Origin of the sequence: Candidatus Macondimonas diazotrophica (assembly GCF_004684205.1) — a bacterium.
Lineage (GTDB): Bacteria > Pseudomonadota > Gammaproteobacteria > UBA5335 > UBA5335 > Macondimonas > Macondimonas diazotrophica.
In genome coordinates this window covers 1-18,344 of sequence record NZ_SRIO01000024.1, presented here as the reverse complement: position 1 = coordinate 18,344, position 18,344 = coordinate 1, and the positions used below count along the sequence as shown (strand labels likewise).

17 protein-coding genes are annotated in these 18,344 nt (G+C 60.1%); 10 read left to right on the top strand and 7 right to left on the bottom strand.

The annotated features are described in order from the left end of the window. Positions 1-359: DEAD/DEAH box helicase (locus E4680_RS12655; protein WP_135282786.1), on the bottom strand; the 359-nt coding region annotated here is incomplete at its 3' end. 177 nt (positions 360-536) lie between these two features. Here E4680_RS12655 and E4680_RS12650 point away from each other — a divergent pair. The 9 genes from E4680_RS12650 (at position 537) to E4680_RS12610 (ending at position 8,918) form a co-directional block, all read left to right on the top strand. Then, entirely contained in the window at positions 537-1,985 is a 1,449-nt protein-coding gene (locus E4680_RS12650) for a catalase (protein ID WP_135282785.1), read from the top strand. A 147-nt stretch (positions 1,986-2,132) separates the two neighbouring features. After that, positions 2,133-2,393 carry a hypothetical protein gene (locus E4680_RS12645; RefSeq protein ID WP_135282784.1) on the top strand — a complete coding sequence of 87 codons (261 nt, stop codon included), beginning with the start codon at positions 2,133-2,135 and terminating at the stop codon, positions 2,391-2,393. Between the two features lie 389 nt (positions 2,394-2,782). After that, positions 2,783-3,196 carry a Rid family hydrolase gene (locus E4680_RS12640; RefSeq protein ID WP_167792505.1) on the top strand — a complete coding sequence of 138 codons (414 nt, stop codon included), beginning with the start codon at positions 2,783-2,785 and terminating at the stop codon, positions 3,194-3,196. 43 nt (positions 3,197-3,239) lie between these two features. Beyond that, a complete protein-coding gene (locus E4680_RS12635) occupies positions 3,240-4,454 on the top strand; it encodes an acyl-CoA dehydrogenase family protein (RefSeq protein ID WP_135282782.1) in 1,215 nt (404 codons plus the stop codon). A gap of 31 nt (positions 4,455-4,485) precedes the next feature. Then, on the top strand, positions 4,486-5,640 hold the full coding sequence (locus E4680_RS12630) for an LLM class flavin-dependent oxidoreductase (protein ID WP_135282781.1): 1,155 nt from the start codon (positions 4,486-4,488) through the stop codon (positions 5,638-5,640). A 69-nt stretch (positions 5,641-5,709) separates the two neighbouring features. After that, the gene (locus E4680_RS12625) at positions 5,710-6,138 is read left to right on the top strand and encodes a Rid family hydrolase (RefSeq protein WP_135282780.1); all 429 of its coding nucleotides are present in this window, start codon (positions 5,710-5,712) and stop codon (positions 6,136-6,138) included. A 33-nt stretch (positions 6,139-6,171) separates the two neighbouring features. Beyond that, complete coding sequence (locus tag E4680_RS12620) at positions 6,172-7,383, top strand: acyl-CoA dehydrogenase family protein (protein ID WP_135282779.1); 1,212 nt, start codon at positions 6,172-6,174, stop codon at positions 7,381-7,383. 115 nt (positions 7,384-7,498) lie between these two features. After that, on the top strand, positions 7,499-8,110 hold the full coding sequence (gene gstA / locus E4680_RS12615) for a glutathione transferase GstA (RefSeq protein WP_135282778.1): 612 nt from the start codon (positions 7,499-7,501) through the stop codon (positions 8,108-8,110). A gap of 370 nt (positions 8,111-8,480) precedes the next feature. Further along, a complete protein-coding gene (locus tag E4680_RS12610; RefSeq protein WP_135282777.1) occupies positions 8,481-8,918 on the top strand; it encodes a nuclear transport factor 2 family protein in 438 nt (145 codons plus the stop codon). A 122-nt stretch (positions 8,919-9,040) separates the two neighbouring features. Here the strand turns inward: E4680_RS12610 and E4680_RS12605 are convergent, their stop codons facing one another. From E4680_RS12605 to E4680_RS12585, 5 genes are all read right to left on the bottom strand, one after another. Continuing rightward, entirely contained in the window at positions 9,041-10,141 is a 1,101-nt protein-coding gene (locus E4680_RS12605) for an osmoprotectant NAGGN system M42 family peptidase (protein ID WP_205688932.1), read from the bottom strand. A 4-nt stretch (positions 10,142-10,145) separates the two neighbouring features. Beyond that, positions 10,146-11,318: an osmoprotectant NAGGN system M42 family peptidase gene (locus E4680_RS12600; RefSeq protein WP_135282775.1), complete on the bottom strand. Its 1,173-nt coding sequence runs from the start codon at positions 11,316-11,318 to the stop codon at positions 10,146-10,148. Next, complete coding sequence (gene ngg / locus E4680_RS12595; RefSeq protein ID WP_135282774.1) at positions 11,315-13,036, bottom strand: N-acetylglutaminylglutamine synthetase; 1,722 nt, start codon at positions 13,034-13,036, stop codon at positions 11,315-11,317. The genes E4680_RS12600 and ngg overlap by 4 nt, the downstream gene beginning before the upstream one ends. Before the next feature lie 32 nt (positions 13,037-13,068). After that, positions 13,069-14,832 (bottom strand): N-acetylglutaminylglutamine amidotransferase, encoded by a 1,764-nt coding sequence (locus E4680_RS12590; protein ID WP_135282773.1) that lies wholly within the window; start codon positions 14,830-14,832, stop codon positions 13,069-13,071. Between the two features lie 283 nt (positions 14,833-15,115). Beyond that, the gene (locus tag E4680_RS12585; protein ID WP_135282772.1) at positions 15,116-15,322 is read right to left on the bottom strand and encodes a hypothetical protein; all 207 of its coding nucleotides are present in this window, start codon (positions 15,320-15,322) and stop codon (positions 15,116-15,118) included. Positions 15,323-15,522: 200 nt separating this feature from the next. Between E4680_RS12585 and E4680_RS12580 the strand changes: the two genes are divergently transcribed. Further along, entirely contained in the window at positions 15,523-16,902 is a 1,380-nt protein-coding gene (locus E4680_RS12580; RefSeq protein WP_135282771.1) for a wax ester/triacylglycerol synthase family O-acyltransferase, read from the top strand. A 65-nt stretch (positions 16,903-16,967) separates the two neighbouring features. Here E4680_RS12580 and E4680_RS14500 read toward each other — a convergent pair whose 3' ends face one another. Continuing rightward, positions 16,968-18,218, bottom strand: a complete 1,251-nt coding sequence (locus tag E4680_RS14500) for a hypothetical protein (protein ID WP_240696199.1) — start codon at positions 18,216-18,218, stop codon at positions 16,968-16,970. Between the last annotated feature and the right edge of the window lie 126 nt (positions 18,219-18,344).

Genomic DNA, 18,344 nt, shown 5'->3' with positions numbered 1-18,344 from the left:
GCGATGTAGACCAAACTCAGCTCGCCATTGAGCAGGGCGGTCTCGGTCGCTGCCTGTTCTTCGGGCGACAGGGTCGAGTTGAGGTAGGCGGCGGCGATGCCGAGCTGACGCAGCGCGGCGACCTGATCGGCCATCAGCGCAATCAGCGGCGAGACCACCACGCCCACGCCCCGGCGCAGCAGGGCCGGGATCTGGTAGCACAGCGACTTGCCGCCGCCGGTCGGCATGAGCACGAAGGCATCGCGCCCGCCGGCGACGGTGTCGATGATCGCCCGCTGCTGGCCACGAAAGGCGGCATAGCCATAGACCTCCTGAAGCAGCGATTCAGCGGTGGCGGCAGGCGGTAGACGTCGATCCATGAAGCGAAATTTCCCGGACGGCAGGTGAGGAATGGTTGGTGATCGGCGGGTGGGCAATCCGCCCGCAACAAGGGCCTCCGATCCGGCGAGCGTCCCCGGACCGGCGGCGGAACTGACGTCTCCGGCCATGGTCGATAGAGGCAAGGCCAAATCCACCGCAACGCCATAGGGGGCAGCATGCGAGATGACGACCGCAAGCCGACGACGACCGATGCCGGAATTCCCGTTCCCAGCGATGAGCATTCGCTGACGGTCGGGCCCAATGGCCCCATTGTGCTTCATGATCACTATCTGATCGAACAGATGGCGAACTTCAACCGGGAACGCATTCCCGAACGCCAGCCGCATGCCAAGGGCAGCGGCGCATTCGGGGCGTTCGAAGTGACTCATGATGTGAGCCGCTACACCAAGGCGGCGGTGTTCCAGCCGGGCACCCAAACCGACGTCCTGGCCCGCTTCTCCACAGTTGCCGGCGAACGCGGCAGCCCCGACACCTGGCGTGACCCGCGTGGTTTTGCGCTGAAGTTCTACACCCGCGACGGCAACTATGACATGGTGGGCAACAACACCCCTGTGTTCTTCGTGCGCGATCCTTTGAAGTTCCAGCAATTCATTCGGTCGCAGAAACGCCGAGCCGATAACAACCTGCGTGATCATGACATGCAGTGGGATTTCTGGACGCTGTCGCCGGAATCAGCCCACCAGGTCACCTGGCTCATGGGCGACCGGGGGATTCCCAGGAATTGGCGGCACATGAATGGCTATTCCAGCCACACCTACATGTGGGTGAACGCTGCTGGCGAGAAATTCTGGGTCAAATACCACTTCAAGACCGATCAGGGCATCGACTGCCTGACCCAGGATGAGGCGGAGCAGCTGGCTGGCGCCGACTCGGACTACCACATGCGCGACCTGTACCAGGCCATCGACCAGGGCGACTACCCGAGCTGGAGCCTGCAGGTGCAGATCATGCCGTTCGCCGAGGCCGAGACCTACCGGTTCAACCCCTTCGATCTGACCAAGGTCTGGCCGCATGGCGACTATCCGTTGATTCCAGTCGGCAAGCTGACGCTCAATCGCAACCCGACCGACAATCACACCGAAATCGAACAGGCCGCCTTCGAGCCGAACAATCTGGTGCCCGGCGTCGGCCTGAGTCCGGACAAGATGCTGCTGGCCCGGGTCTTTTCCTATGCCGATGCCCACCGCGCACGGCTTGGGGTGAACTACAAGCAGATCCCGGTCAACAAGCCCAAGGTCCCGGTCCACAGCTATAGCAAGGACGGCGCGATGCGGATCGAAAACGTGTCCGATCCGGTCTATGCGCCCAACTCCAAGGGCGGTCCCGCAGCTGATCCCAGCCTCAATCCCGAGGTCGCCACCTGGCCGGCCAGCGGCGACTTTGTCCGCGCCGCCTATACGCTGCGTCGAGATGACGACGATTTCAGGCAAGCCGGTGACCTGGTGCGCAAGGTGATGGACGATGCCCAGCGCGACCGGCTGGTCTCGAACGTGGTCGGACATCTGAAGAAAGGGGTTTCGGCCCCGGTGCTCGAGCGGGCCTTCGACTACTGGCGCAAGATCGATGCGGACGTTGGGGAGCGCATCGCCAAAGCCTTCCAGTAGAGCTGAACCGCGGCTGGCGACGACTTGCCGCGTCGACAGATTGCGTTTGAATGCGGCGCGAGTGCCACCTGACCCGGTGGACTCGCGCCGCATTCACGAGACAACCGGCACGGGCGCCGCGCCATGCGGCTGGAGCAAGCTCGATGGATGGGCATCGAAATCGCCAGGGCGGAATACGTCGATCTGACCCGCGCTGTCGGGCTCGGCCACCACATTCGCGGCTGGCATCATCGATGCGGCCGGCGGATGTGCGGTGAGGCGCCGTCTTTTTACTCGACCGCTGCGATTCCGATGGCCACCCGAAAACGCGCTGCGAGCGGATCGCCGGGCTATCCCGACACGCCATCGGCGAAAGGGGGAGGCGACCGTTGCAGCGCTGGATCTTCGGCATGGCAGCGGCCCCTGTGACCCCACCATCCCATCGGGGGTGCGATACCCCGGCGAGCCGTGTCCGACGACGCCCGAACCCTCGTCGGTGACCGTGGATTGGCCATTCGTGTCCCCGGGCGCCGGACGACACCGATGAGCCCGGTCGCAGCCACGATCTGACCATCACCCGACCCCTCATCGCCTTGGGCCATGGCGGTGCATATGGACCGCGCTTGTGGCGCGTCTCGGTGCATCGTTTCTTGTCCTTCTGGCGGATGGTGCAATCCGCGCGCCGATGCCCCACACCGCCATTTCGAACAAACACCACATCAAAACAACGAGTTGTTGTCCGACCCCATGCGTTGAAAAGGCATGTGGCATGTAATCTGCTGGTCGTTAATCAATCGATTGATAAGGAGCGGCGGAATATGCAGAAACGCGATATTTTCCTTCCGGGCAGTGGTGATTTTTGCGCGCAGATCGGGGCGTGCGATGCCACAGAAGTCGGTGAGTATCTGTTCATTTCCGGCCAGGGCGGGGTGGATTGGACCGACAATGTGAGATTGCTTCCCACGTTCGAAGCACAAACACGCAAGACCTGGGAAAACATCAAAGTGGCGCTCGACGCCGCGGGATACCGTGCCGAGCACATTGTTCAAGTTCTCATGATGATCGTTCACACGGACGATTCCGAAGGCACCTTCAGCGCCAAATCAGTCAAGATCTTCGAAATCAAGTCTGAAGTTCTTCCCGAAGCGATTCCCACCGGAACAACGATCGGCGTCACCGATCTGGCGTTGCCGGGACTGTTGGTTGAAATACAGGTCGTCGCCATTCGTTAAGGTCGCGACGCCTTTCCATGAAGCGTATTGAAGAGGAAAAAAAATGGCTGCAACCGGGTTATTGGATCTCACAGACGATCAGCGGGCTCTCCAGGCCAAAGCCAAGGAGATCTCCATTGAGTTTGCCAAGCGGGCGGCGGAAGCCGACCGCAACCGAAGGGTTCCGGTGGAGAACTGGGCGCTGTTGAAGGAAGCCGGGTTTTACGGAGCGCTGGTGCCGAAGGAATACGGCGGGATGGGCTTGGGTATGTTCGAGTACGGACTCATCCTCGAAGAGCTCGGGCAAGGCTGCGGCGGCACCGCGATGGCGTTCAACATGCACCAGATGCCCATGGGGCTGATGGCAGGATTGGGGCTTTCCGGTGATCGCTACAAGATGCTGTGCGAGCTGACCCGGGACCATCTGATGTGCGGCGCAGCCTCCGAACCGGGTGGTTCTTCCTTGCTGTTGAGTTCAATTTCCCCGAGCTCATACGTCGAGAAAGTCGACGGTGGATATCGCATGTACGGCAAGAAGCAATTCGCGACGAATTTCGAGTCCGCGGAATATGCCATGGTGATGTTCCAGATCAAGGACAACCCGGATCCAACGGCGGCCATTTTCGTGATTGTCGAACCAGATCAAGACGGCATCACGGTCGAGGATACCTGGGACACACTCGGCATGCGGGCGACCCGCAGCAACAGCGTGTCGTTCGACGGTGCGTTCGTATCCGAAGAACGGGTCCTGATGCAGGGCAACAACATGTTCCAGCGGGTCTTCGAAGAGGCCAGCGCCAACTTTTACCACACCTTTTCCCTGGTCTATCTCGGCTTGCTGGTTGGATTGGTGAACTTCGCGCAGGACTATCTCAAACAGCGCGTACCCCGCGGCTATACCCAATCGATGGCCTATCACCCGTCAAGCCTGCAGTCGATCGGCGCATTGGTCGATCGGGTGGATCAAGCCCGGTTGATTACCCGTCAGGTCTCCATGACCTATGACACGTACGGCAATGTACCGGAGGCGTTCTTCGGGTTCTCCAAAGCCAAGTTGGCGGTCAGTAACGCGCTGATGGAAGCGGCGACCCGATTGCCGAGTGCATGTGGCGCGAACTCGCTTTACAACAAAAATCCGCTCCCGCGGATGATTCGCGATGCGTTCGTGGGCACCGTCATGCCACCGCATATGTACTTCGAGCGCGAGTTCGTCGCCACGGGTGAAATGGGCCTGAATCCGATGGACATCCAGCACCCCTTGAAGCTGGCCACCCCATAGACCGCACGGTGTGCTGACTGTTCGTGCGGGAGTGTCGACCGCCGCTGATCTGCTCCAGGAGAGAAGACTCATGAAGTTCGGCTTTATTGTTGAAGCAAACGTCCCGCATGGCCTGACGCAACACCGTCGCTACAAGCAGATGATCGATGAAGCCGTTTTCGCAGAGGAAGCCGGGTTCGACTTCTGGGGAGCCTCAGAGCAGCACTTCATGGGCAATATCGGCATGTCCGCCACCGAAGTGATGTACGCCGCCGTGGCAGCCAAGACCAGCCGGATCCGACTGCGGCACATGATTCGTCTGCTGCTGAAATTCAACCACCCCTTGCGCATTGCCGAGCAACTGACGACGCTGGATCTGATCTCCGATGGCCGGGCCGAGCTCGGCACCGGGCGATCCAACTCCATCATCGCGCTGAATGCATTCGGCATCGATCCGACCGAAACCCGGGCTCAATGGAACGAATCGCTCGATATCATCGCCACGGCACTTTCCGAAGAGTGGACAGAGCACAAAGGAAAGTACTGGACTATTCCGCCAACGTACCTGACCCCCAAGCCGCTACAGGAGCCCCACCCACCGTTATCCGTCGCCGCGTCGAGCATGGAAATGCACCAAATCGCCGGTGAGAAAGGAATCGGCTGCATGGGATTCGACAACTACCTCGGCTGGGGACGCGTGGAGGATGCCGCGAAGCTTTATAAGGAAGCCATCAAGGCACCCACGGCGCAGGTCGGCAAGTGTGTCAACGATACGCTTTCGTTCCTGGTGCTGCCCGCCTATTGCGCCAAGACCCGGGAAAAGGCCCTTAAAGAGGGCGGGCCAACCGTCATCGAGTTTCTTCGAGTGGTGATCCAAGTGTACGAGAATCTCGCCAAAACCTCTCCGGATTACGCCTATATGGCTGAATCCGGAACCATTGCGAGCATGTTGGACGATATCGACCAGCTTCTGGAGCACACGCCCGGGGTGCTGTGTGGCACGCCCGAGTACTTCGTGGAGCAAATCGCCCGCCTCGAAAGCCTCGGCTATGACGAAGTGATCCTGCGCGTTGATGGCGATATGACTCACCGACAGATCATGGAGGCACTCGACCTGATTGGTGCCCATGTCATTCCATCGTTCAAAAGCCCGCGCAACGTGATGTGGGGCAGCCCGTTCGGGGAAGGGACGACTTTCCTGCCGTAGCTTTTTTTGAATAGCAGATTATTAAGCGATCAATATCTCACTGGCGCGGTTTGCAGAAGGACGAATCGAATGGGCGCAGAAAACATCCACGTGCCGGGAAGCGGCGAGTTTTGCAAAGCCATCAACGGCTGCGACGCCAAGCGTGTGGGGAATCACATCTTCATTTCCGGACAAGTAGGCGTGAAGTGGGGGAAGGCCATGGATGATTTCGAGGTGCTGCCAACCGATGAAGCCCAGGTTCGCCAGACCTGGCTGAACATCCAGACCGTGCTCGAAGCAGCGGGCGGTTCGCCCAGGGATATCGTGCAGATCGAGCAGTTCGTCGTGGATGACGAAGACGCCGAGATCCCCTTTGCGGACAAGGTGATGACGATTTTCGATGTCAAGCGCGAGTTGCTGCCTGATGCGATTCCCACCGGAAGCGCGATGGGGGTCACGCATCTGGCCCTTCCCGGGTTGATGGTGGAAATACCGGTGGAAGCGATCGTCACGCCCTGATCCGTATTCATCAGGCAGGAGGAGGTGTCTCCGATGAAACCCAATGGGCTACTGGATTTGAGTCCCGAGCAAAAAAAGCTTCAGAACACGGCACGCGAAGTCGCACAGGTCCTTCGGAAAGGCGCGGATCAGGCGGACCGGACGCGTCGGGTTCCTGCGGAAAACTGGGCGGCGATCAAGAGTGCCGGATTCTTTGGTGCGCTTGTACCCAAGGCCTATGGAGGTCTTGGGATGGGCATGTTCGACTACAGCCTGATGATGGAGCAGCTGGGGCAAGGCTGCTCCGGGACGGCGATGGCGTTCAACATGCATCAGATGTCCATGAGTCTGATGAGAGGCGCCGGCCTCGAAACCGTCAACAAGCCCAAATACGCGCATCTCTGCAAACTCACCGCCAATAACCTGATGTCGGCCGTGGCTTCCGAGCCGGGTGGAAACGCTTTGATCTATTCCACCTTGAACCCGAGTTCTTATGTTGAGATCGTCGATGGCGGCTACAGGCTCTATGGTCGGAAGCAGTTCGGGACCAACTTCGAAGCATCGCAGTATTCAATGGTGATGTTCCATGTGAAGGATTCCAGCGATTCGACGGAGAGCGTGTTCCTGCTGCTCGATACCAAGATGGACGGGATTCGGGTTGAAGATACCTGGGACACCCTCGGCCTCCGGGCAACCCGCAGTAACAGTGTCGTCTTTGACGGGCTCTTCGTCCCCGAGGACCAGGCCCTGATCCGGGGAAGTGATTACCTCCAAAGCCTGCTGCAAAACGCAAGCGCAGAGTTCTATCACACGTTTTCGTCGGTTTATCTCGGCATCCTGGCCGCCATGATCGACTGGGCAAAGCACTATTTGCGATCGCGGGTTCCCCGCGGTTACGCCCAACCGGTGGCCTATCATCCCTCGAGTTTGCAGACCATCGGCATGCTGGCCGATCGCCTGGATCAGGCCAGATTGCTTATTCGTCAGGTTTCGCTGACCTACGATCGCTACGGAAATACGCCGGAAGCGTTCTATGGATTTGCCAAAGCGAAGCTTGCGATCACCAACGCCTTGATGGAAGCGGTGCGGGCGCTCCCCAGCGCCTGCGGCGCGAACTCGCTTTACAACAAAAATGCGCTCCCACGCCTGATGCGCGATGCAATGGTCGCAACGGTGATGCCGCCGCACATGTATCAAGAACGCGAACTGGCCGCGGTGGGGGCGATGGGGTTGGAGATGTCGAATATTCAACCCCCGCTGAGCTGAGGGACGATGATTCAGGTCACCGTACCGGGTCTCGTCTGCCACCAATGACAGTCGTTGTCCGGTATCGGCCCGGGGATCGGAGGTATTCCGGTAACTCAAAATCTGGAGTCAATCGATGTTAACGCTCTACTACTATCCCGGCGCATGCTCTCTCGCGCCGCATATCATTCTCGAAGAAGGCGGGTTCGAGTTCGAACTGAACGCCGTCGATCTTTATCAGAAAACGACCGAATCGGGTGGCGATTTCTTGGCGATCAATCCCAAGGGATGCGTTCCAGTCCTGGCCTGGGAAGATGGGACGGTGCTGACCGAGGTCGGGGCGATACTCCAGTACCTCGGGGATCAGGTCCCGGAGAAGGGCCTCGTGCCGGAAGCCGGAACAATGGATCGCTACCGGCTGCAAGAGACCTTGAGTTATCTGTCCAGCGAGATCCATAAGTTGTTCGGCGCGCTTTACCACCCGGAGATTCCGGATCAGTACAAGGAAGAGACGAAAAAGACGATCCTTTCGCGATTGGCCTATCTCAGCGGGCAACTCGGCGACCGTGATTACCTGATGGGCGAGACGTACACCGTGGCAGATGCCTATCTGTTCGCCTTACTGGGCTTCACCACCCATTTCGGAATCGAGATTGCTGCTGACTCGCCGCTCCTCACCTACATGGGGCGGGTTGCGAATCGTCGCGCGGTGGTCAATGCGCTCAGGAAAGAAGGATTGATCGAATGACGAACGTAACGATCCCTCAGCCTGGGCCAACGCCAAACCATCAAGACCCGAGAATCGTTCCCCCATACCAGCGTTCTCTGCCGATTGAGGCTTGGATCTGTCTGGGGACCAGCCGGTGCACCATACAGAATCGGGATCCGGTCACGAGCGCCTCGGAAAGGGAAATCAAGCAACCGATCGGACTGCTTCGATCGGGGGCATCTTTCCAGCCTGGCGCTTGCCGATAGTGCAGTGCCGTTTGCGAATGTGCGTTGCAGCGCGCAATAACTCCCTAACGTATTGATATTAATTGGTTTTCCTGACGCACGGATTGGCACGAGTCCTGCGTCGCAAAAGTGAGCTTACCAATCGATCAGCAAGGAGCTTTTCAATGTCCGACATGACCGCAGCCGTGGATACCGTCTACCAAAACTGGTGCAAAGCCTGGCGCACCCTGGATACCGATCTAATGTTGTCGTTGTTCGATTTGCAGTCGGACGATCTGGCGTATCAATCAGAGGAAAATGAAGGGCCTCTGGTGGGCGGAGAAGCGCTGACCACCTATTGGAATCGGGCAACCGAGTTTCTCAAAGAGATTCCCACCTGGGAGCCGCTCGTCAAGAAAATCGTCGTGATCGGCGACTCGGCCTTCATCTATACGAAGCTACAAACGTCACTTCTGACCTCGATTTTTCCGGAGGCATACGAAGGCGAGCTTCGCGCCACCTTGGGCTTGGTCAAGCGCGGCGATGATTGGCGGATCATTCAATATCACGAATCCCGTCAATTGGATCTGGCAAAGGAAATGGGATTCGCATTGGACGCCTGAACACACGTCGACCGGGTCAGCGGCTTCGGAACTGATTCGCGCCGCGTGATCGATCGCCGGGTGCGCTGGTCACCGTTGAATGCGGCGCGATTCCACCGGATCAGGTGGAACTCGCGCCGCAATCACGAAACAACCGGCACGGGCGCAGCGCTGTAGGGCCTGGGCAGGCCGATGGGTTGGCTGAAGGCATAGACGAACAGCAGCTCGGCGATGGACGAGAGGCTGCTGAGGTGCGTGCGCTCATAGCCATGGGTGGCATCGGTGCCGAAAGTGATCAGGGCATCACGCACATCATGCCCGGCTTTCACCGCCGAGTTGGCATCGGAGTAGTAGTAGCGGAACACGTCGATCTGATGGGCGATGTCGTGTTCCCGGCACAGCCTGCGTAGCTTGCGCAGCATGTGATAGTCGAATGGCCCGCTGGTGTCCTGCGCGCACAGCGTCACGCCGGTTTCCCGGGCGTTTTGGCCTGGTGCAACGGGACCGATATCGATCCCGACGAATTCGACGACCTCACTCGACAGCGATGAACCGGCACCGGTGCCGACCTCTTCGGTGATGGTGAAGATCGCCTGAAAATCGATCGCCGGCCGCCGACCACTCTCGCCAATAGCCTTGAGTGCGGCAAGCAAGGCGCTGGCGCCGGCTTTGTTGTCCAGGTGGCGGGAACTGATGTAGCCACTGTCGGAGATTTCTGGATCGGCGTCGAAGGCCACGAAATCCCCGCTGCGCAGGCCCAGATCAACCAGGTCGGCCTTGGTGCGGCAGGGCTCGTTGAGTCTCACCTCGATCTGATTCCAGGCCACGGGCAGCGTATCGATGCGTTCATTGAAGGCGTGACCGGAGGCGAGCAGGGGAAGCACCTGGCCGCGATAGACCCGGTTGCGCGCGAACACCGACACCCGCCCGCCTTCGGCAAACCGGCTGGACCAGGTACCGACCGGCATCAGCCCCAGCCGGCCGTTGGGTTTGAGCTCGCTCACCACGGCGCCGATGGTGTCGATGTGGTTAACCGCCGCACGCGTCACCGCGCGATCTTCGCCGGGAATGTGGGCGATGATGGTGCCGCGACGGGTCAGCTGGTAGTCGACGCCCAATGCCGCCAGCTCTCTGCAGACGTAGCGCGAGAGCTCGTTGGTGAACCCGGTGGGACTCGGAATCGCCAGCATGTCCAGCAAACGCTGGCGCAGGTAATCCGGATCGATCGCCTCGGACGCGCCCATCGGCTCAGGTCTCGGTGCCATCAGACGGCGCAATCACGGTGGCCGGATCGGGCGTCTCGGCGCGGTGGCGGGGCAGGGTACGGGCGTCGATCTGGTGGGAAAAACGCTCGACGCTCGTCAATTCGGCATCGGCCGGGAAGGTCGGCTCGCTGGTGGTGTAGGCCTCGAGCATGCGCACCACGTTGGTCAGGCTCTCGATATGCGTCCGTTCGACGCTGTGCGACGCATCGCCCGCGTAGGCGATCACGGCCGTGCGCACGTCGTGCCCGGCGACCAGCGCTGCCGCCGCATCGCTGTGATAGGCGCGCAGGTATTTCTGCTGCAGCGGGATGTTGCCCTCGATCGCCAACCGGTGCAAATGCTCGGTAAGGTGGTAGTCGTAGGGACCGCTGGCATCACCGCTGGCCAGGGTGACCCGTTTGAACGGGCTTTTTTCGGTCGGTTTGACCGACTCGAAATCCACCGTCAGCAGTTCCGAGACCTCCGGCAGGATGGCGCTGCCCATACCGCCGCCGGTGGTTTCGTTGACCGTGAAGATGACATAGGTGTCATGGGTCACCGGAATCTCGCTTTCCACCAGATGGCGCAGCAGCTCGAGCACCGAGGCGATCCCGGCCTTGTTATCGAGATTGCGACCGATGATATAACCGTTTTCGAGCACCTCGGGGTTGCTTTCGAGGGCAATGAAATCGCCGATTTCGATACCCAGCTGACGCACCTGATCGCCGTTGAACACGGCTTCCTCGAGACGCAGCTCGATATGGTCCCAGTCGATCGGCACCTGCTCCACGCCCTGATCCCGCGAAACGCCCCAGTCCACGGTCGGGATCAGGCAGCCACGAAAGCTGCGTGACTCGCTGAACAACGTGACACGTGCGCCTTCCGCGAAACGGCTCGACCAATGGCCGATGGGAGCCACCATCAACCGCCCGTCGTCGCGGATATAGCGCACCATGGCGCCGATGGTGTCGACGTGCGTCACCACCGCGCGGGCCTGCTCGCCGGAAAGACCGGGTAACCGGGCGCGAATCGTGCCGCGCCGGGTCATCTCATAATCGACACCGATTTCGGCGAGCACCTTGCCGACGTAATGCACCACCTCGTCGGTCAATCCGCATGGACTGGGGATGGCCAGCAGGTCGAGGAGGGTTGTGATGATGCGGTTATCGTCGATCATGGGGTCCTTTGCAGATGGCGACTTTCCGGGAATCCTGCCGGATCTTCCTCTCCAGGACCATAGACCGGATCACGGCGAGCGATTTTGACCGACAGCGGAAACAGCAGATTGATGAAACTTTCAGCGGTCGGCTGGGGTTCGTGATTGGCCAGCCCGACACGCTCATTGGCCTCGATGAAAACATAGTCCGGCTGATCCGGCGCGCGCACCATCAGGTCCAGGCCGACGACGGGGATATCGAGACGCCGCGCGGCTCGAACCGAAGCCTCGACCAGGCGCGGATGCAGGATCGAGGTGACATCATGGATGGTTCCGCCGGTATGCAGGTTGGCGGTCTTGCGCACCTCGACCTGCTCACCCTCGGGGATCACCGAGTCCAGCGTATAGCCGCTGGCGGCCAGCCGGCGGTCAGTCTCGGTATCAAGCGGAATAGAGCTTTCGCCGCCGGTGGCTGCGGCCCGGCGCCGGCTCTGTTTTTCGATCAGGGTCCGGGCATCATGGACACCGTCACCGCGAATCAGGGCCGGCTTGCGAATCGCCGCGGCCACCACGCGGAAATTGATCACAACCACCCGCAAATCCTGTCCCGGGTGGAAAGACTCCAGCAAGACACGCTCGCTGAAGCGGCTCGCCAGTTCGATGGCGACCGCAAGATCGGCTTCGTTGTCGACTCCGACGGTAATGCCCTTGCCTTGCTCGCCGATGGTCGGCTTGACCACAACTCGGCTGTGCTCCTCGAGAAAGGCGCGGTTCTCGTCCGCCGTCCCGGCAAGCTGAAACGCCGGAGTACGCAGACTGGCGTTACTCAACCAGCGATGCGTCACGTATTTGTCCTGGCAGCGGCTCATGGCGATCGCACTGGTCAGCTCACTCAACGATTCGCGGCACACCACGCTCTTGGCCCCCAGGGAAAGCCGGAAATAACCTTCCTTGCCGTCGAGGATGTCGACGGCAATGCCGCGGCTGCGCGCCTCATCGACGATGATGCGCGCATAGGGATTCAGGTCTTCTTCGAGCTCGGGTCCGATGAACAAGGTCTCGTTATAGGCGTTCTTGTTCTTGATGGCGAAGACCTGGACCGGCTTGAAGCCGAACTTGTCGTAGAGCGCCTTGGCCTGGGTGTTGCTGTGAATCACCGAAAGATCCATGTGCGTCCGACCGGCATCCTTGAAATGCTGCGCGAGTGCGCAGACCAGCGCCTGGCCGACGCCCGGAAGCAGTGCGGTTGGATCGACCGCCAGACACCACAGGCTGGCGCCGTTGTCCGGATCATCGAAGACGGCCTTGTGGTCGATGCCGGTTACCGTGCCGAGCACCTGGCCGCTGTGCGTATCGACCGCGACCAGGTAGACGATCTTTTCGGCATCGCGCTGGCGCCAGATGAAATTGGCATCGGAAGGCACCATGTCCCGCTTGAGGTAAAGATCGTTGATCGCCTCGGCTTCAGCCTCCTGCGCGATGCGGCGGATCTCGATGCCCCCATTGGGCACCTCGGCCTCGAAGTCGGCCAGATCCAGACGCAGCATGTCCGAAGGGTCGAGGAACAGCTGTTGCGGTGCATAGGACAGCACGACATGCGGCTTGGTGACATAGGCCGCGATATCACGCTGGCCTGGCCGTTCCTTGATCATCTCGGTGGCGATCTGGCCTGGATCCTTGAACGTCTGAGCGAAGATGATCCGCCCCCAGCCACAGTACAAGGACACTTGGTCACGCATGACGCTTCTCCTCGCGGTCGACCGAACGATCCTCAAATGCCATGAGCCTGAAGCCAGTTCTCCAGCAGCCCAAGTTGCCACAGCTTGGATCCCCGCAGCGGCGTGATATGCGCTTCGGGATCACCAAGCAGAAGATCCACATACTCGCGCCTGAACAGCCCCCGGTTGCGCGCCCGGTCGCTGAGCAAGGCATCGCGAACGTAGTCCAGAACTTCCCCGCGCAGATACTTCAATGCCGGCACCGGAAAATAGCCTTTGGGGCGATCGATCACGGCAGCTGGAATCACCGACCGCGCTGCTTCTTTCAGGAGGTATTTTCCTTCGCCACGAACCTTGAGAGACGCGGGCATGGTGGCCGCATATTCCACCAGTTCGTGGTCGAGGAACGGCACCCGTGCCTCCAACCCCCAGGCCATGGTCATGTTGTCCACCCGCTTGACCGGGTCATCGACGAGCATCACCGTCGTATCCAGCCGCAGCGCTTTGTCGACCGGATCGTCGGCGCCGGCGCGCGCGAACTCGTTCTGAACGAACTCGGAGGCGAAATCGCGCTGGATCCAGGGATCGGCAACGACCTGCCGGTATTCCTCGAAGTCCCGATCGAAAAAGGCCTGGCGATAGGTCTCGAAGGGCTGCGCTGTGCTCACCATGGGCGGATACCAGTGATAACCGCCGAATACCTCATCGGCGCCCTGACCACTCTGCACGGCCTTGCAGGTACGCGCTACCTCGCGCGAGAGCAAATAGAACCCGATGCAGTCATGGCTGACCATGGGCTCGGACATGGCCTGGATCGCGGCCGGCAGTTCCGCGAGCAGCTCGCGGGACGACACGCGGATGCGGTGATGGTCTGTGGCAAAGGCTTCCGCCACGATGTCCGAGTAATGGAACTCGTCCCCGGCTTCTTCGCCGATGGTCTCGAAGCCGACCGAATAGGTGCGGAACCGGCTTACACCGGCTTCGGCGATCAAGCCGACCAGCAGGCTGGAATCGACGCCACCGGAGAGCAATACGCCGACATCGACCGCCGCAACCAGCCGCCGCCGCACCGCGGTGCGCAGCGCTGCCAGCAGTCCTTCGCGCCATTCCGCCTCGCTGCGCTCGATATCGTGGCGGAATTCGAGCGACCAGTAACGCTGTGCCTCGATTCGGCCGTCTGCTTCGATGACCAGATAGTGGGCCGGCGGGACCTTGCGCACACCGTGCACGATGGTGCGCGGCGGCGGTACCACGGCATGAAAACTCAGATAGTGGTTGAGCGCGACCGGATCGATAGCAGTATCGATACCACCCGAGGCGAGCAGGGCGGGTAGGGTAGAGGCAAAGGTCAGACGTGAGGCGTCGGCGGCATAGTAGAGCGGCTTGATCCCCAGACGGTCGCGCGCGAGGACCGTACGTCCGCTGTCGCGTTCCCAGATCGCCAGGGCGAACATGCCCTGGAATCGCTGGAGACACCCGATACCCCAGGCGTGATAGGCCTTGAGCACCACCTCGGTATCGCCCTCGGAATAGAACGTGTAACCCAGTCCGGCGAGTTCGGCGCGCAGCTCCGGGTGGTTGTAGATCGCGCCGTTGAACACGACTCCCAGACCCAGACCGGCATCCACCATCGGCTGCTGGGAATGCGCCGAAAGGTCCATGATCATCAGCCGCCGGTGGCCGAAAGCCCGGTTTCCGACGGCGAATGTGCCGCCATCATCGGGGCCGCGCGGCACCATCGCCTGTTTCATGCGCTCGATGCGTGCCACATCAATCGCCTGGCCGTCGTACCGGATTTCACCACAGATACCACACATGGGCGGGTTTCCTAATAGGTGTTGGTCCAACGCCTGCCAACGGATCGGGAAAAGCGTGGACTGGCGGCAGGCACTTGAGGCCGTGCTGGCCAATGATCTCAAAACGACCATTCACACAACCGGCGCATCAATCATAATCGAAACAAGCAGTTACTGTCAGGACTTTAGGGAATACCGAATACAAATCAACGACATGAGGCTGTTCTGTCGCCGCGATTTCGTCCTTTCAGCGCGCCGCTCAACCATGCCTATCCGCATCGCGCATGGTCTGCACTGGCGTTTCTCAATGTAGGGCATTGGCGACAAAGAAAGCCGGTTTCATCGACCCGTTAGACTTGTCGAATTCGAGTCTCTTTCGCGTCCGCACTGCAGGATCAAGCGCGGTGATGTCGCCGTTGACGAAACCATGCTCCAATAGCACGACTTCATAGCCAAGCCGCCATAAGATGGCAATGTCTGGAGCTGAAAATAGCACATGCTCAGATTTCAATTGATCTGCCGAAAAACAGTTGATGGATACAACTGTGCCTCATTGTCTCTACATTCAGACGCTGAGTGCTTCACTCAGCCTGATCATGACCGAGACAATCCATGGCACAAAATGCATAAAGCACCGACCAAGCATTGGTGCGTTGATTGATATTGTGCCCGAAGGGAGTCTCCGTCACTCATGCCCGCAGAGGAAGCGCCATGAAGAAACTCAATGCCCTAGACAACATGTTCCTGTTGATGGACCGGCCCGATCAGAAAATGCACATCGTTGCCTACGCGGTGTTCGAAAAACCCGCCGATGCTCCGGATAGCTACGTCCAGAACCTGGTCGAAGACATGCGGCGCAACCCCTGGCCATTGCCGCACTACAACGAAAAACTGCATCGCTCGATCAGAACGTTGGGGCGTTATCACTGGACAGAGGCCAAGGACATGGACATGACGCATCATGTCCGGCTCGTGACGCTGCAGGGCAGCAATGCCGAACAGGCCCTTCGCGACTACACAACCGATCTCTACGCCACGGCGCTCGACTACGATCGCCCGATGTGGGAGATGCATGTCATCGACGGGCTGGAACGCCGCAACGAATTCGCCATGGCGTTCAAGGTTCATCACTGCAGCATCGATGGCATCTCGGCGAAAAATGTGATCGAAGAAGTGCTCCGACCCGATCCGACGGACCGGTCCAATCCCGACATGGGCCGCAAGAAGCATCATCAAAAAGCGCGCTTCGATGCCAACCTCCCGAGAATGAGCCGCCGGGAACGCTTGAGCGCTTATTGGAAGGGCCTGGGAACCATTCGCGGGCAGATCAAATCCGGCGAAACCATGCTGATCCCGCCGCCGGACGCCGTCCCGGTAACTCGGTTCAACACCCTGGTGGAACCGACACGCAGCTTCGCCACGACCAGTCTGGCGCTGACGCTGGTTGCCGAAGTCGCCCGCGCCACGCAAAGCACCATCAACGATGTCATCAGTGCCGTCGTTGGCACTGCGATGCGACGCTATCTCGATAGCAAGGGTGAATCACCGGCAAAAAGCCTCTACGCAACGATGCCGATCTCGATCCATACCGACGAGGACATGGACCAAAGCAACCGGATCTGCTTTTGCGCCTACAGCCTTGCGACCGACACCGCATCACCCGTGGAACAGATCGAATCCATCCGGCAATCGACCGCCAAAGCCAAGGCACAGATCCGCAGCGTTCCCCAGAGCGTGCTGTACAGCCTCATGGGAGTGCGCATCCTGTCGCTGATGGTCAAGCGACTACGGGGGATTCGCGCAGTGAATCCGCGCACCATGACCAATGTCCTGATTTCAAACGTCCCCATCTTCAAAGAAGCACGCTACTACAAAGGCGCAAAACTGCTGGGACTCTACCCGTTGTCGCTGGTCATGGACGGCATCGGCATCAACATCACGGTCAGCAGCTATATCGACCGCCTGTTGTTCGGCCTGGCATCGGACAAGACCAAGGCACCTGACATCGAAACGATCGGACAGCACATGCAAGACGCCCTGGAAGAAATGCAAATGACCATCCTGGGTACACCGGCCCGGCAGGAAGCCTGAGCGCGACACAGCTGGCACGGCGCGCTAGGTCGCACCGTGCCAGTCATCCGGCGGAATCGCCCTCATTATTTAACATAATATCGATTATGCGACTCTGGCATCTGTGCGCAGATGCGCGGGCTGCCGCAGTCGGACACGCACAGCGTCGACGCGGCGCCCGCTCCGCCTTCTTCTGGGACTTGACTATATACCCCAACAAGGGGATTTTCATCAGCGCCGCCTTTCTGGGCTTTTGCCGCTGCCTCGTCGGCCGATGCTGTCGGAAGCGACTGATTCCGTTGGCGTTTCTTCCTCTTTGGCGCATGATATCGTTGTGATATCATCTGCTCTGTTGGCGATATCGTTGTGATATCACTTTCGGAGGTTCCGCCATGGCCTTTTTGCTTCGCCTTGAGCCCGACTTGCACGCCCGCGCCGCTTCGCAAGCCGCTGAGCTGGATCTGTCCCTGAACCGCTTCATTGCGGTGGTCTTGGAAGACTATCTCCGCCGCATTGGCGATGACCGACCGATCCTGAGCATTGCCCGTGCTGCCGGCCCGGCTGCTGCTGTCAAGGCAGCGCCTGCCGCCAGTCCCAGACGCCCGAAGCGCAGAAAGCGTAGGTGAAGTGCCTTTGGATCGGCCGTCAGGCCGACCGGTGGGCGCCGATCCGTGCGAGTCTTCGAGCGGAACGGATCGGGCCGGAGACTCCAGCAGCTGAGATCCCGAAGGCTGCGAGAGTCGAGGGCCGTCAGCGCTCATCGGGGCACAACCCATGATCGCCCCTGCCGAACACTCTTCAAAACTACGCGTTAACGGCAGAGACTCCCGCGGAAGTCCCGCGCCACGGCCTTCGTTCACAGGGTCTTTCTCGGCGCCTCTGGGATCGGTCCGCCTGGAATCCGCTTCGGATTCCAAGCCGGGCCGTCCCAGGCGCTTGGCCCGCTCGTTACGGTAGGCGTCTATTGCCCCCCGTAGGTAGGGCAAGGCGCGGATCTCTCCGGGCGTCCAGCCGTCCACCATATCGGCGCTGTATAGCTTGCCTCGAACCAGTGTCCAGCCGCTGAAGGCTTCGTCCACGGCGCCCAAGTCCCCTGCCATTGCCAGCAACGCCCGCCACACCGCTGCGGGGGCACGTTCCTGAGCTTCCCAGCCGGCGATGGTGCCTTCGTCTCGGCCGAATAGGAAGGCTGCCTCGGCAGGCTTCAGACCGGCGCCGAAGTAGATCAGGGAGTGAAGTTGCTGCCATCGGCTGCGATCTTCAGGGTTCGGGATCACATCGGCGGTGATCGTGCCGTTATCGTCCCCGGAATATCGATTATGCGACTCTAAAGGCATGTGCGTGCAACAGTGGTGACATCGCCCTGTCATCACGACCCTGGACCATGGGCGCTTCACCATCAAAAGCACTCAGGGGAACACCATGGCACGCAATCAATGGGCTGGATGGATCATCGGGCTTGG